The sequence below is a fragment of the Streptomyces sp. CB01635 genome, assembly GCF_002803065.1.
Taxonomy (GTDB): Bacteria; Actinomycetota; Actinomycetes; order Streptomycetales; family Streptomycetaceae; genus Streptomyces.
On sequence record NZ_NNBL01000003.1, the window covers coordinates 253990 to 269392 of the forward strand.

11 protein-coding genes are annotated in these 15403 nt (G+C 68.8%); 7 read left to right on the forward strand and 4 right to left on the reverse strand.

The genetic code is table 11. The features are described from left to right. Positions 1–148 precede the first annotated feature (148 nt). Entirely contained in the window at positions 149–1312 is a 1164-nt protein-coding gene (locus CG723_RS09375; RefSeq protein ID WP_100592816.1) for a winged helix DNA-binding domain-containing protein, read from the reverse strand. Between the two features lie 80 nt (positions 1313–1392). Next, a complete protein-coding gene (locus CG723_RS09380) occupies positions 1393–1950 on the reverse strand; it encodes a TetR/AcrR family transcriptional regulator (protein WP_100592817.1) in 558 nt (185 codons plus the stop codon). A 104-nt stretch (positions 1951–2054) separates the two neighbouring features. Between CG723_RS09380 and CG723_RS09385 the strand changes: the two genes are divergently transcribed. After that, the gene (locus CG723_RS09385; protein ID WP_234374227.1) at positions 2055–3419 is read left to right on the forward strand and encodes a carboxypeptidase regulatory-like domain-containing protein; all 1365 of its coding nucleotides are present in this window, start codon (positions 2055–2057) and stop codon (positions 3417–3419) included. A 175-nt stretch (positions 3420–3594) separates the two neighbouring features. Here CG723_RS09385 and CG723_RS09390 read toward each other — a convergent pair whose 3' ends face one another. Further along, on the reverse strand, positions 3595–5514 hold the full coding sequence (locus CG723_RS09390) for a hypothetical protein (RefSeq protein ID WP_234374228.1): 1920 nt from the start codon (positions 5512–5514) through the stop codon (positions 3595–3597). A gap of 246 nt (positions 5515–5760) precedes the next feature. Here CG723_RS09390 and CG723_RS09395 point away from each other — a divergent pair, with 246 nt between their 5' ends. Both CG723_RS09395 and CG723_RS09400 read left to right on the forward strand, forming a co-directional pair. Next, positions 5761–6759 (forward strand): LacI family DNA-binding transcriptional regulator, encoded by a 999-nt coding sequence (locus tag CG723_RS09395; RefSeq protein WP_100592819.1) that lies wholly within the window; start codon positions 5761–5763, stop codon positions 6757–6759. Positions 6760–6915: 156 nt separating this feature from the next. After that, the gene (locus tag CG723_RS09400; protein ID WP_100592820.1) at positions 6916–8775 is read left to right on the forward strand and encodes an alpha-1,3-galactosidase-related protein; all 1860 of its coding nucleotides are present in this window, start codon (positions 6916–6918) and stop codon (positions 8773–8775) included. A gap of 143 nt (positions 8776–8918) precedes the next feature. Here the strand turns inward: CG723_RS09400 and CG723_RS09405 are convergent, their stop codons facing one another. Next, positions 8919–10982 carry an alpha-galactosidase gene (locus CG723_RS09405; RefSeq protein WP_100592821.1) on the reverse strand — a complete coding sequence of 688 codons (2064 nt, stop codon included), beginning with the start codon at positions 10980–10982 and terminating at the stop codon, positions 8919–8921. Positions 10983–11055: 73 nt separating this feature from the next. Here CG723_RS09405 and CG723_RS09410 point away from each other — a divergent pair, with 73 nt between their 5' ends. The 4 genes from CG723_RS09410 to CG723_RS09425 are packed head-to-tail and all read left to right on the forward strand — an operon-like array spanning position 11056 to position 15377. Beyond that, entirely contained in the window at positions 11056–12210 is a 1155-nt protein-coding gene (locus CG723_RS09410) for an ROK family transcriptional regulator (protein ID WP_199841707.1), read from the forward strand. A gap of 56 nt (positions 12211–12266) precedes the next feature. Beyond that, entirely contained in the window at positions 12267–13535 is a 1269-nt protein-coding gene (locus CG723_RS09415) for an ABC transporter substrate-binding protein (RefSeq protein WP_199841708.1), read from the forward strand. A 5-nt stretch (positions 13536–13540) separates the two neighbouring features. Beyond that, positions 13541–14518: a carbohydrate ABC transporter permease gene (locus CG723_RS09420; protein WP_100592822.1), complete on the forward strand. Its 978-nt coding sequence runs from the start codon at positions 13541–13543 to the stop codon at positions 14516–14518. 19 nt (positions 14519–14537) lie between these two features. Then, entirely contained in the window at positions 14538–15377 is an 840-nt protein-coding gene (locus CG723_RS09425) for a carbohydrate ABC transporter permease (RefSeq protein WP_100592823.1), read from the forward strand. The last annotated feature ends 26 nt before the right edge of the window (positions 15378–15403 follow it).

Consider the following 15403-nt stretch of genomic DNA (forward strand, 5'->3'; position numbering starts at 1 on the left):
GTCGTCTGTCTGGTGGCAGAGCCCCCCGCTGGGGAGTCGAGCTGTGTAGCGCCGGAGCCTCGGGTCGAAGAGCCGGATGATGCGCAGCATGCGCAGGAGGCGATGCCGCCCCTGTCCACCCACTGACTCCTGTTGGAGATGACGGTGTCTAAGCGTGCGGCCCTACCGTCACCTCTCCCACCGTCAACTCCACCGGTCCTTCAGCCACTTCGCCGATGCGCGTTGTCTGCCGCTCCAGTTCCTCCAGCTGCCCGGCCGTCAGCCTCTCCAGCGGCTCGACGGTGACCGTGATGCGCTTCCCCGAACGGCGTTGGTGCCACACCCCGGCCACTGCCCCGTCCACCAGCAGCAGCGGATAGTTTCCGGCCTGGCCCCCCGCCAGAGCGCGCTCGAAGGCCCTTCCCGGGAAGAGCAGTTCGCGCGGTTGCGAGGCGATCCCGAAGGCGTCGAAGTAGGGGAGGAGCCGCACCCCTTCAGCCCCTTCTCCCGCCCCCGGGAACTCGGTGTCCCCGGCGGCCACCCACGCCTCCCCGACTCCCTCGAAGTCGACCTCCTCGATCTCCCCGCCCCGGGTCAGCTCCCCGAAGAGTGTGTTCGCCCAACCTCTTGGTGCGGCAAGCCACTTGGCGAAATGCTGCGGGGTGGCCGGGCCGTACGCGTACAGGTAGCGGCGTACGAGCTCGGAGAGCGCCGTGTTCTGCTCCATCGGGACCGCGCCGGGGTTCGTGTACGTCACCTTCCGCCCCCGGTTCGGTCCGAAGGCGAGCACCCCGCGGTGCGCCGCCGTGTGCATCACCTGCCGCCAGCGCGGCCACATGCCCTGGAAGGCGGGAACGACGGGGTCACCGGCCCAGGCCCCGGTCCGCGCCACGATGGCATCCGTCAGCTCGTCGGCGGTCAACTCCGTGCCGGACAGGGCCTCTCCGGCGGCCACTACGACCGCGTCGGTCTGTGCCGTTGTGAGCCGGATGTCCTTGGAGAGCTGACCGACCCGGCCGGGGATCGCGGAGAGCGCGCCGGTCCACATCGGCACGTCCGTAGCGGCCAGCAGATGCACGGTGCCGCGCGGGCCGTACGTCTTGACCAGTGACCGCTCCTCCCACAGTGCACGACGCACATCGGCGCGCGTCGCCCCTTCGACGCGCAGCCCGAGGGAGAGCTCGGCGGCCGACAGCACCTGGGCGTGCGCGCCCAGCATTACGCCGGCGAGCAAAGGGGTGGCCGTGGGGGAGGCGGGGACCGGTGCGGCCAGGCCCTGGCGCTCGATACGGCGGGCGTTCGCCCCGGACCAGCTCACGGTGGGTGTCGGCATACGCCTGACGCTAACCGTCATCTAGGCCAGAAGCTGTCCGCCTTGAGCACTACGGCAGTTCCGACAGCTCACGCACCCGTTCACCGCCTCGGTTCGACCACCGTCTCGATGAGATGGAAGGCAGCTGCGTCGGTGCGGGCCGCGTCATCCGTCACCAGCCGATCCTGGCACAGGCCCCGTAGACCGGAGACGAGAAGGGTCGCCCGTTCTCGGGCCACCTCTCTGGGGTGGCCCAGGCGGACGACGGCGTCCGCGATCGGGCCGATCATGACCTCCACGGTCTCCCGGGCCAGGTCTCCGTACTGGTCCGGATCGGTCGCGGCCAGACTCAGTAGCTGAAGCAGCATCCGGATGGGCCCGGCCTGCTCGCCGACCGTGATCGCCTTCCACAGTGCCCGGGCCGACCGGCGCAGGTCCGCGGTGTCCTCGACGGTGTCGAACATCGCGTGGGCGTCGGGTCGGCTTGCTGCCAGGGCCCGGGCCAGCAGGTTCCCCCGGCTGCCGAAGTAGTAGAGCAGCATGCGCTTCGTCGTGCCGATCTCCTCGGCGAGCGGGCTCAGCGACAGGTTCGCGAGGCCGTGGCGCTGCACGTACTCCATCACTTGGCCGAGGAGTTCGGCGCGCTTCTCGGTGTTCATCGGACGGGACACATTTTGAACGTACCGCACGGTACATGTATCGTCCAATCGTTATTTGTGTGCCGATCGGTACATCTATGGATGCGGGAACGGAGTGCGACACGATGGAGCACGGCACACGACCGCGCGTGGCGGTGGCGAAGGTCCTGGCCGAGGCGGCTTGGTTCCCTGCGGTCCTCTTTCTGGGGGTGATCTTCTTCTTCGCGCCCGCCCTGCACGCGCCCGGGCCGCACCACGTGAAGGTGGTCGTGGCCGGAGGCGCCGAGGCGAACCGGGTCGACACGAAGCTGCGCGCGCAGACCGCCGGCGGATTCGACGTCACGGCCGTGGCAGGTCGAGAGCAGGCGCGGCAGGCTGTCCTGGACCGGGACGCCTTCGCGGGCTACGCCGTCGACGGAGGGCATCCGGTGCTCTACGTCGCGAAGGCCAACGGCGCGTCGCTGGAACAGACGTTGATCACGTTCTTCAGCAAGGTTGCCGGCACCTCGGACCCGCTCACGGTTCGCGACGTCGCGCCGACAACGGCCGAGGATCCGATGGGCTCGAACGTGCTCTACTTCGGCATCGCATGGAACATCCCGGCCTACATCCTCGCTACGACGTTGCTGCGTGCGGTCACCCTCAACCGTCGCCGCAAGCTGCTGGCCCTGGCGGTCGTCGCCGCGGTGTTCAGCGCCGTCGGCTACGCGGTGGGGGTCGGCCTGGGTTACCTGAACCCCGACCCGTCCGTGATGGCCGTCGCCTTCCTGCTCACCACGGCGGTGGCCACGACTGCCTCCGGACTCGCGCCCTTCACCGGCCGGTTCCTGCCCGCGGTCGGCATGACGCTCTTCATCGTCATGTCCATCCCCACTAGCGGAGGAGCGGTGCCCGCTCCACTGCTGCCGGAGTTCTATCAGGACGTGCACGCCGTCATGCCCTTGGCGAACGCCATCGACGCGCTGCGCGGCATCTTGTACTTCGGTGGCGCGGGCGTCCTCAAGCCGGTCCTCGTGCTGTGCGGATGGATCGCCGGGGGCGTAGCGCTGCTCGCACTCGACCATGGGCGCCGCAAGCGTGCTGCGATTGAGGAAGCCGTCGCCGAGCCGCCTGCGGATGACCCCGCTCTCGAGATGCCCGTACCCACGGCACTCCCGGTTCACCGGCACCACTTCGGCGAACCGGTGCCCGCGCTGGCCGGCATGGTCCGCGGCGTCGACGGCGAGCCGGTGCGCGGCGCGGTGGTGGTCGTTCTGGACAGCAGGGGGCGGCAATTGGTCAATACTGTCACGGACGAACAGGGAGGCTACGCAGTCGCGGGTCTACCCGAGGGGCACCTCGGCATCGTGGCGTCGGCGCCCGGGCGGCACCCGCTGGCCCTGCGCAAGTTGTTGCGGGCAGGCGAGACGGTGGACGCGGACTTCACGCTGCGGGGGCGCGAGGAAAGTGCGGTCGACACGGAATCCGGCAGACTGACGGCCTCCCGCTGACTGCGACCTGGGGGCATGGGGTCGCAGGTTCAGATCCTGTCGTCCCGACCATGCTTGTGCAGGTCGGAGGCCGTTTCTGCCGTAAGGCGGGAACGGCCTTCTTCGTTGGTGATCGTGGAGTGATCGTCGTGCGGGCTGCCTGCTCGCAAGTGCATGGATCCGCGGAGCGTTCGCCTCAGTCGGTCACCTGTACCACCGCTGTGGTGCCCGGCCGCACCGTCGGCGTCGTGTACGTGTATGTCACGCCGTCGACTGTCTTGCTGCGCACCCGCTGCGGGACGCCGTTGACCGTGATCTTCTTGTGGACTCCGGGGAAGCGGGCCTCCCAACGGTAGGCGCTCTTGTGCGCGTTGTTCGTCAGCGTGGTCTTCGTCGCGCCGTCGTGCCGCACGGTGATGCTGCCCGTTCCGACGGGTACGTCCGCGGCCTGGAGCCACTTCATGCCGGACGGCAGCCGCGACTGGGTGGTCACTGTGTGGTTCGGTGCGTCCGGTGTGATGCCCATCAGGCCCTGAACGGTCTGGCTGACCAGGGTGAACGACACCTCGGGGTAATCGCCGTTGGGCCCCTGGCTGGAGTTGACGTGCTGGAGCTCCCGCTCGCCGTAGATCTTCTTCATCCACGTCCACGCCGTGTCGTTGCGGTTGTTCTTGAAGAACATGTCGGGCAGGTACGTCGTCGACTCGATGTTGGTCGATCCGTCCGGGCCCAGTTCCTGCGCCTGGATGTAGTCGAGATAGGCGTCGTTGCGCGGGCCGGGATCGAGGATCTGCTTCATCGGCATGAACACGCTGTTCTCCTTGCCCCAGCCGGTGACCGGCGTGCCGGACAGGGTGTACGCGCGGACCATGTCGGCGCCGCTTCCGCTGCCGCTCCAGTCGTCGTTGAAGTAGGTCTTCAGGTCGGCGGCACGCCGGTCGAACGTCCTGGCAAGGGCGGTGTCGCCCTTGCCGCGGGCGAGCGTGGCCATTGCCAGATACGCCTGGTACTCCGCGGCGATACCGTCCCCGGCCTCGGCGAGGCCGTCGCCGTCCTGCTCGTTGTAGCTGGCGGCGCCGGCGAAGATGCCGTTGCCCGTGCCCTCGGCGACCTTGACCTTGCCGTTGGGCCTGGCCGAGTTGTGCAGCTCGATGAACTCCTCGGTGGCGTGCCGGTAGAAGTCCCACAGGGCCGGGTCGTCCACGTATCGCCGGTCGCCGGTCCAGAGGTATGCCTGGGCAGCCTTCTCCACGAGTTCGAAGGTGGCCGGTACCTCGCGCACGAAGTTGTCCGGGCTCTTGTAGTCGATGCTCAGGTACGTCCTGGCGTCGAAGTTGAGGGACCACACCGGGAAGTACTCGTGCTCGGCGGTGGCCGATGCCGCGTACGAACGGAGCATCGTCTCGTTCTCGGCGTCGAGGCCGAGGAGGTGGGCCCCGGCGAGCTGGTGGGCCATATCGCGGGAGTAGTAGGCGCTGCGGTTGGCGTATCCGGCCCAGTAGGTGGGCGCGTACGGCGCGGTGCCGGTGCCGCCGGTCTGGTTCTCGTCGACGTTGACCGGGCCCGTCGTGCCGGGCAGCTGCACCCAGCTGTTGGCCTTCCTCTTGGCCCAGTTGAACATCTCGGCGGCCTCGGGGTCGGACGAGGTGACCTCTGGGTCGGCGGGGGCGGCGGGGGAGATCATCAGGTCGTCGGCGTTGACCCAGGCACTGCCGGAGCCGAATTCGATCTGCAGCCGGTCGCCAATTCCAAGCTCGACGCGGCTGATGGTGTACCGGGCGTACGCGCGACGCTCGGGCAGGGTGATCGTCTGGACGGTCTCGCCGTTGCGCCGGACCGTGTACGTGCCGCCGGTGCCGGCGCTCCCGATCCACGCGGAGAAGTCGTAACTGCCGTTCCGGGGCGCGACGATGGTCAGCTCGGCGCTCTTGCCGGATCCGGCGTCGAGGTAGAGGAAGCGGCCGCCGCCGTGCGAGTTGCCGGTGCCGACCCCGGTGCCCGGGCCGAAGGTCCAGCCCGTACCGCCGTTCTCGAAGCCCGGGTCCTGGACGGCGAGTTGGGGACGGGAGGCGGCAGCGGCGGACGTGTCCGCCGCTGCCGACAGTGCGGGGGCCATCGGCGTGAGCAGAGCAACAGCGGTGAGCAGCAAGAGCCTTGAGGGCTTCAACGGGTCTCCCGGGTCTTCGGTCACGGCGAGTGGGCGGGCGGCCGAGTGGTGGCGGCAAGCTAACAGGGGCCGGAGAGCGGGTTCAACGGGCATGCACAAGAAACATGGAAGACCTGCAGACCGACTGCTATGTTGCGTGGCATATCGATCTGAAAACTTTCATTGAAATTCTGCAAGTTGAGCCGGAGGGAAGCGATGAAGGTCGGCATCACCGAGGTCGCGGTGCGGGCACAGGTGAGCGAGGCCACGGTCAGCCGGGTCGTCAACCGGCGCCAGGGCGTGTCGCGCAAGACCCGTGAGGCGGTCGAGCAGGCGATGGCCGACCTGGGTTACGAACGGCAGACGCGGGGTCAGCTCGTCGCGGTCATCACCGAGCTCGTCTCCAACCCGTTCTTCGCCGACGTCTGCGAACGGATCGAGTCCACCCTCGCCCCGCACGGCCTGAAGACGGTCCTGTGCCCGTGCTTCCCCGGCGGAGTACAGGAGTTGGACTTCGTGACCTCCCTCGCCGACCGGGGCGTCGCCGCCGTCGTGTTCCTCTCGGCGAGCAACACGATCGAGGGCGCGGACCCGGAGGTGTACGAACTCCTGCGCTCCCGCAGGATCCCGTTCGTGGGCGTCAACGGTCAGTTCGAGGGCGTGGGCGAGGCGCCGGTTTTCTCCACCGACGACCTGCTGGCCGCCGAACTCGCCGTCGACCACCTCTTCCGGCTCGGTCACCGCCGTATCGGCATGGCATCGGGACCGGTCGGCAACCGCCCGGCCGACCGCCGCGTCAGCGGTTTCGTCGCCTCGCTCGCCAGACGCGGTGTCGAGGACCCGGAGCAGTGGGTGGTCCGGCAGTCCTACACCGTCGAGGGCGGCCAGTCCGCCGCGATCTCGCTCCTCGGCCGCGGGGCCACGGCCGTCGTAGCCGCCAGCGACTACATGGCCCTGGGCGCGATCCGTGGCGCGCGCCGTCAGGGGTACGACGTCCCGGGCGACGTGTCGGTGGTGGGCTACGACGGCGCCATGATCATGGACTTCGTCGCCCCCCCGCTCACCACGGTCCGTCAGCCGGCCGACCGCCTGGCCTCGGAGGTGGCCCGCAGCATCCTCGCCCTGGTCGGCAACCGTGACGTCCCCGTCGGTGAGCTCCTCTTCGACCCCGAACTGGTGATCCGCGCGAGCACGGCGGCGCCGAAGGCGGAGTGAGGCGCCGGTCTTCGGTACGAGTCGCGACCGTGCGTCCAGACCATTGACCCAGACATCGGTTCTATGGACACTCTGCTCGGAGATTCGACCGGACAACCGGCCGCAACTCCCCTAATCCATCGGGTGTTTCGTGCTCATGGATGCTCCGGAGGGGCTATGCCAAAGTCTCGGTTCCTGTTTCTCGGCTTGGCGCTCGCGTTGTTCGGAGGCGCCGCCGGTCCTGTCGTCGCAGCGCCCGGCGCGAGACCGGTGGTGGTCGACGTGGACGACTACGGAGCCGACCCCACGGGGCGGACGGACTCGACGCCCGCTGTCACGGCGGCGCTGCGGCACGCCAGGAGCATCGACCGGCCGGTCAGGATCGTCTTCTCGCAGGGCACCTACCAGCTGTACCCCGAGCGGGCCGAGAAGCGTGAGCTGTACGTGTCCAACACCGTCGGCGCCGACCAGCGTTACCGGGACAAGAAGATCGGGCTGCTCGTCGAGGACATGCACGACGTCACCCTCGACGGCGGCGGCGCCAAGCTCGTCTACCACGGTCTGCAGACGGCGTTCGCGTCGATCCGCTCGACCAACGTGACGTTCACGAACTTCTCCTTCGACTACGCGGCCCCCGAGGTCATCGACGCGACCGTCGCCGACACCGGTGTCGCGGACGGGCACGCCTACCGCGTGCTGAAGATCCCCGCCGGCAGCCCGTACCAGGTGAACGGCACGCACATCACCTGGCTCGGCGAGAAGAGCCCGGCCACCGGGCAGCCGTACTGGTCGGGCGTCGACGGACTCCAGTACACCCAGATCCACGACCCCAAGGCCGAACGGACCTGGCGCGGGGACAACCCGCTCTTCAACGACGTCGCCGCGGTCTCCGACCTCGGTGGCCGCCGGATCCGGATCGACTACACCACTGCGGAACGGCCGGCGGACGCCGGGCTCGTCTACCAGATGCGCCTCATCGAGCGGACGGAGCCGGGCGCTTTCATCTGGCAGTCGAAAAACGTCACGATGCGTTCGATGAACGCCTACTACCTCCAATCCTTCGGCGTGGTGGGGCAGTTCAGCGAGAACATCTCCATCGACAAGGTGAACTTCGCGCCCGATCCGAAGTCCGGCCGGTCGACGGCCTCCTTCGCGGACTTCGTGCAGATGTCCGGCGTCAAGGGGAAGGTCTCGATCACTCGGAGTCTCTTCGACGGCCCGCACGACGACCCGATCAACATCCACGGCACCTACCTCGAAGTCGTGGGGAAGCCCGGGCCGAACACCCTCACCCTCGCCTACAAGCACCCGCAGACCGCCGGATTCCCGCAGTTCGCCCCGGGTGACGAGGTCGAGTTCACCACCAAGCGCACGATGGCCCCGCCGGCGGACGCGCACGCGAAGGTCACCGCGGTCGACGGGCCCAGCGGGATGGACCACGACAAGCCGCTGACCACGATGACCGTCACCTTCGACCGGCCGGTGCCCGCCGGTGTCGAGACCGGCGGCACGGTCGTCGAGAACATCACGGCCACCCCGTCGGTCGTCATCTCCGGCAACGTGTTCCGCAACGTACCGACCCGCGGCATCCTGGTCACCACCCGCAAGCCCGTACTGATCACCGGCAACCGGTTCGACGCAATGTCCATGGCCAGCATCTACGTCTCCGCCGACGCCTACCAGTGGTACGAGTCCGGGCCGGTCGCAGACCTCACGATCCGAGGGAACTCGTTCACGCGGCCCAGTGGTCCGGTCATCTTCGTGGAACCGACCAACCAGGTCGTCGACCCTGCGAACCCGGTACACCACAACATCTCGGTCGAGCACAACTCGTTCGACATCGGAGACGTCACCGTCGTCGATGCCAAGAGCGTCGGTGGTTTCGCCTTCACCGGAAACACCGTCCGGCGGCTGGACGCGGCGGACCAACCGCCGTACACCTCACCGCTGTTCGTCTTCCACGGCAGTTCGGGCATCCGGATCGCACACAACCACTACGACGAGGGCCTCAACACGGATTGGCAGGCCAACGGCTGATCCTGGTTGTCGAGTCGGACACTGGCCCCGGGTCGAGGCGGGCGCGAGCACCAGCCTCGCCCGGGGCCCTGCTGACCGACATGAGCCGGCCGCGTGACCCCGGTGAGGCGCCGACCACGGTCCCTTCGCCGACCCGCGTCAGATCATCGCCGGGTCAGCCGTATCACGGTGCTCGGCCGGTCCGTCCGGGGCAACCGCAGAGGCAGGCCCTGCGAGAGCAGGCTCGCCGCGGTGTGCTCGGTGCCGGTGGACTCGTCCACGTAGACCGAGGCAGGGGAGAGGCCGGTCAGCCGCAGATCGCGGTCCCGGCCCCAGGCGATGACCACGACCCGATCGTCGGCCCAGTACTGGACGGCATCGTCGAGCCGGTACTGCTCGCCGAACTGCACCACCGGGCGGATCACCTTGTACAGCGCCACCAGGTCGCGGGCTTCGGCGAGTTCTGCCCCGGTCCAGCGCGAGAGGTCGCCGCCGATGCCGAGCGCGCCGGTCATCGCGACATGGAAGCGGTAGAGGAGCGGCGTGGTGCGGCGAGTGTGCGGGTTGGGGCTGTCGGTGACCCAGGCGGACATGGTGCGGGCCGGGTAGACCTGGCTGTAGCCGTGCTGGATGGCTATGCGGTCGTCGGCGTCCGTGTTGTCGGAGATCCAGGTCTGATCGGTGTGGGCCAGCATTCCGAGGTCCGCGCGGCCGCCGCCGCCCGCGCAGCCCTCGATCCGCAGGCCGGGGTGGGCGCTGCGCAGCCGGTCGAGCACCGAGTAGACGCCCCGCGTGTGGTCGGTCCACAGTCGTTCGGCGTCGGGGTGGCCCGGCCAACCCGCCTCCGTGAGCGCCCGGTTCATGTCCCACTTCAGGAAGTCGATCGTGTACGTGGAGACCAGTCGGTCGAGCCATTTGAAGGCCCACTCCGTGACATCGGTGCGCGCGAAGTTGAGGACGAGCTGCTGGCGCAGCTCGGTGCGGCGGCGGTGCGGCATGTGCAGCACCCACTCGGGGTGCTCGCGGTACAGGTCGCTGTCCGGGTTGGTCATCTCCGGCTCCACCCACAGGCCGAAGCGCATGCCGAGCCCTCGGATCTCCTCGACCAGCGGGCCGAGCCCGTACGGGAACCGCTCCGGATTCGGGTGCCAGTCGCCGAGCCCGGCCCGGTCGCTGGTGCGCTGCCCGAACCAGCCGTCGTCCACCACGAACAGCTCGACGCCCAGCTCGGCGGCGCGCGCCGCCAGGGCTCGCTGCCCCTCCAGCGTGACGTCCCAGCCGGTCGCCTCCCAGCTGTTGTAGACCACGGGCCGCGGCTCGTCGGGGCGCGGCAGTACGTGCCCGGCGACATACCGGTGCCAGCCGCGGCTCGCCGCGCCGAAGCCGCCGCGGCTGAACTGCCCGGCGAACACCGGGGTGTCATGGCTCTCGCCGGGTTGCAGCCGCCAGGTCAGACCGTCGTGCCCGGCGCCACCGGTCACCGTGAACGGGCCGCCCGTGTGGTCGCGCTGCGCGGTGATCCGCCAACTCCCCGACCAGGCGAGGACCATGCTCCACACCTCGCCGTGGCCCTCGTCCGCATCACCGGCGTCGACCATCAGCCAGGGATTCCCGTAGTGCCCCGAGACGCCGCGCCGGCTCGTGAACACGGTCTCGGCATACGGGGCTTCGGTGCGCCGCAGCTGTGTCTCGCCCGACCACTTGCCGACCGTGTGGCTCAGCCGTACGCCCGACGCCGCCGGCACGGACCAGCTCGCGGCGTCGCAGCGCAGGATCTCGACGGGCTCGCCGGCCGCCTCTTCCGTGCCCAAGTGGCGCAACGTCAGGGAGCGTTCGACGATGTCGCTGTCGGGGTGCACCGCGTAGCGCAGCGTGCAGCCGAGTGGGTAGTGGCGGTCCCGCAGCCGCACGTGAAGGTGGCCGCCGTCGATCTCGTGGCCCTCGTAGGTCCACTCGACGCCGCGCGTGCCGTCCGAGTACCGCACCAGCAGTGACGGCACCCCGAACCGGGGACCGCCCTCAACGGCCAGCTCCTCGCCGCCTGTTGTGGCGAAGCTGCTGGTCAGTCCGTCGTGCGTGGGCAACGCGGCGACCTGTTCGAGTGTGAGGGGCGCACCCCAGTGCACATGCCGTGGGCTGTCGTCCGCGCCGATGCGCAGCGCGTAAGAGGAGGCGGGGGTCGTGAGCAGGAACGTGCGACTGGGCTCGTCGAAGTACACCTGTGACATGAGCTGGAGCCTAGATCCGAACTCCCTGAATTTAAATATTGACGAAGGAAATTATTGCCTCTACGTTTCCCCCATGTTGCTGAACCGAGCGAAGCTGCTCGCGTCTCCGGCGGCCAACACGGTGTTCACGACAGTGCTCACCCGTGGTCCGGTCGTCCGCCCCGAGATCGCCCGAATCACCGGTCTGTCCTCTGCCGCCGTCACCAAGGCGGTCAAGCCGATGATCGAAGCCGGATACCTGGAGGAGCTGCCGCAGGGGCCGAGGACCGTCGAAGGTGCGGGGCGTCCCGCGCACCCCCTCGCCGTCCGTGCCGACCGGGAGTTCTTCGTGGGCGTCAAGGTCACGGCCGACGAACTCATCGGTGTGGTGACCGATTTGAGGGCGCAGGTGCGTGCCGCGCACCGGATCCCGGTGACGGACCGGTCGGTCGAGCAGGTCGTCCGTGGCATCGCCGCGCTCGTCGCGGAGCTGACTCCCGCGCACGCCGAGCGGACCCACCACATCGGGGTGTCCGTCTCGGGTGACGTGGACCGGACGGGCGGCGTCGTGCGCTACTCGCCGTTTCTCGGCTGGCGCGACGTGCCGCTCGCCGACCTGGTCCGCGCGGCAACGGGGCTGGCGGTCACGGTCGAGAACGACGTGAAGGCGCTCACTGTCGCGGAGCAGTGGTTCGGCGAGGGTGTGGGCGCGGACTCCTTCGCCCTCGCCACCGTCGGCGTCGGCATCGGCTGCGCGCTCGTGGTCAACGGCCGTCTGGTGGCCGGGGGTTATGGCGTGGCCGGCGAGATCGGCCACATCCCGGTGGCCGCCGGCGACGGACCCGACTGCCACTGCGGCGCCCGCGGCTGTGTCGAGGCCATCGCCTCCGAGGAGGCCATCGTCGCCCGGGCACGTCGCGCGACAGGCGAGCCGGACCTCGACATGGCCGGGGCCATCGACCGCGCCCATGGCGGGGACGCCGCCGTGCGGGCCGTCTTCGACGAGGCCGGCGAGGCCATCGGGCTGGGCCTCGCGGCCATGGTCAACCTCGTCGGCCCCGAGAGGGTCGTCGTCTCCGGTGAGGGCGTGGCCGCGTACGACCTCTTCGAGGAGCAGATCCGCGCCGCCTTCACCACCCAGGCCTTCGGGACCGCGGCCCGCTGCCCGCTCGTCGTGCGCCCGCTGCCCTGGGAGGAATGGGCGCGCGGGGCCGCCGCCGTCAGCATCCAGTCACTGTTCGCCGCGTGAACCCACGCGGGTGCCTGATCTCTCGCACGTATCCGTTTCCCCGGAAGGACCCTGTCATGACTGCCAGTTCCGCCCTGTCCCGCCGGGGATTCCTCGGCACGTCCCTGCTGTTCGTCGCGGGTGCCGCCGTCGGCTGTTCCAGCAACCCGCAGGAGACCGCGTCCGCCAAGGGCGCCAAGGTCACCCTCACGCAGTGGTACCACCAGTACGGAGAGGAGGGCACCCAGGCCGCGGTGAAGCGGTACGCCGAGGAGTTCACCAAGGCCAACCCGGACATCGCGATCAACGTCGTGTGGGGCGCCGACACCTCCCAGTACGAGACCAAGCTGAACGCCGCCCTGCTCGGTGCCGACGCCCCGGACGTCTTCGAACTCGGGGACTTCCGCGCCGAGATGGCCCGCAAGGGACAACTCGAACCCCTCGACGACGTGTACGGCTCCGCCAAGGACGGCTTCAACAAGGCCGACCTCGACTACCTCACCGTCGACGGCAAGCTCTACGGCATGAAGACCATCGACGACATCATGATGCTCTTCTACCGCAAGTCGATGCTGAAGAAGGCGGGCGTCGCCGTGCCCACCACCTTCGCCGAACTCGCCGACGCCGCGAAGAAGTTGACGTCCGGCAACGTCAAGGGCCTGTTCATAGGCAACGACGGCATCGGCGACAGCCCCTACCTCCTCGCCTGGTCCCAGGGCAAGGACCTCATCGACGGCGACAAGGTCGTCTACGCCGACGCCGCCAGGTCCATCGGTGGCCTGCACGATCTGCACTCCGACAAGTCGGTACTGCTCGGCTTCACCACCGACTGGTACGACGCGGGGGCGTTCACCCAGGGCGCCACCGCCATGCAGTGGTGCGGCCTGTGGGCGCTGCCCACCATCGAGAAGGCGCTCGGCGACGACTTCGGGGTCGCGCCCTGGCCCGCGTACGACTCCTCCGGGAAGCCCGTCGCCCGGCTCGGCGGCTGGACGCAGGCGGTCAACGCCAAGAGCAAGCACATCGCGGAGGCCAAGAAGTACCTCGAGTGGCTGTGGATCAAGCAGTCCGACATCCAGATCGACTGGGCCGTCAAGTACGGCTTCCACGTGCCGCCGCAGACCGCGGTCGCCGCCAAGACGCCGGAGCTGAGCAAGGGCGCCGCGAAGGACACCGTCACCATCGGGACCAAGTACGGCATCTCCTTCCCGGCCGAGTGGACGCAGGCGATGCAGGCCGAGTTCATCGCCGCGGCCGCCGACATCGCCCAGGGATCGGCGCCGGAGAAGACCCTGAAGAAGGCCCAGTCCAAGGCGCAGTCCGACCTCGACAAGCAGATGGGCTGACCGTCATGACCGCCACCGGCACCACGCCCTTGCAGGGGAGTGCCGCCCGCCCGGCGCCCGCCACGGCGCCGCGTCGCCGGCGGCTGACAGAGCGACGCTCGAAGGCCCTCGCCTTCGTGGTCCTCACCGCCCCGATGCTGATCGGCCTCGGCGTCTTCCGCTACGTGGCCATCGGCTGGAGCTTCCTGCTCAGCTTCAGTGAGGCCCGCCGCACCATTTCCCTCGGTACCTGGGTCGGTCTCGACAACTACCAACAGCTCCTGAGCGACGAGCGGTTCCGCGACTCGCTCACGATGATCGTGCTGTTCACAGCGATGATCGTGCCGATCACCTTCGCCGCGTCCCTGGGCCTCGCCGTCCTCGTCAACCGGGTTCGGCGCGGCCGGGCCTTCTTCCGCACGGCGTTCCTGCTGCCCGCGGCGGTCAGCTACGTGGCCGCCGCGATGATCTGGAAGATGGCCCTGTTCAGCGGTGTGCCGTCCGGCCTCGCGAACACGCTCGGCGCGCTGTTCGGCGTCGACCCCACGCCATGGATCCAGACGCAGAGCCCGCCCCTGTACTGGATCGTGCTCGTCACGCTGCGCCTTTGGCTCCAAGTCGGCCTCTACATGATCCTGTTCATCGCTGGGCTCCAGTCCATTCCGCAGCACCTGTACGAAGCCGCGGCCCTCGACGGCGCCGGCGCCTGGCGCACCTTCCGCAGCATCACCTTCCCCATGCTGCGCAACACGTCGGTCGCGATCCTGCTGCTGATGCTCATCGCCGCGCTCCAGGCCTTCGACGAGTTCTACGCGATCTTCTCCACCGGTGCCTCGCTCGGCAGCGAACCTGTGCGCACTCCCCTCATGCACCTCTACGGCGTCGCCCTCCAGGACCAGGACTACGGCGTCGGCTCCGCCGGTGCCTTCCTGCTCACCCTCCTGATCGTGCTGGTCACACTCCTCCAGGGCCGGATCCTCGGGTTCTCCCGCGACAAGGACTGATCGGACAAGGACTGAACCCATGAACCGTTACCGAGGGAGCGTGCTCGGCTCCGCCGCCACGTACCTGGTGCTGTGCCTGCTGTCCGTGGTCTTCCTGATCCCGTTCTACGTGCTTCTGCGCAACGCCTTCATGACGACGCCGGAGGTCACCGCCACCGACTGGCACTGGCTGCCGTCCGCGCTGAGCTGGGACACCTTCAGCGCCCTGTTCAACAACCCGGAGCGTCCCTTCGGCCGGTCCCTGGCCAACTCACTGCTGATCGCGGTGATCTCGGCCCCGGTGTCCACGCTGCTCGCCTCGATGGCCGGGTACGCCCTTGCCCGGATCAACGTGCCCGGTCGCGGGGTCGTCCTCTCGCTCATCGTCGGCACGCTGATGATCCCCCAGGCCGTGACCTTCCTGCCGACGTTCGTCGTGGTCGGTTCGATGGGCGGCGTGAACACGATGTGGGGCCTGATCGCACCCGGCCTGTTCAACGCTTTCGCCGTCGTGCTCTTCCGCAGCTTCTATCTGTCCTTCCCCGCCGAGATCGAGGAGGCGGGCCGCCTCGACGGCCTCAGCTACCTCGGTGTCTACGGGCGCATCATCCTGCCCAACTCGGTCACGATGATCGCCTCCCTCGGCGCACTGTCCTTCATCGAGGCGTGGAACTCCTTCCTGTGGCCCCTGATGATCGGCCAGGACCCCGAGAGCTGGACCGTGCAGATCGCCCTCTCCAGCTTCCTCACCTCCCAGACCGTCAACCTGCCCGAGCTGTTCGCCGGGACGGTCGTGGCGATCCTCCCGCTCGTGATCATGTTCCTGGTCGCCCAGCGCCACATCGTCCAGGGCATAGCGATGTCCGGTCTCAAGTCCTGAAACGCCCTCTCCCCTGTACCGGAGGT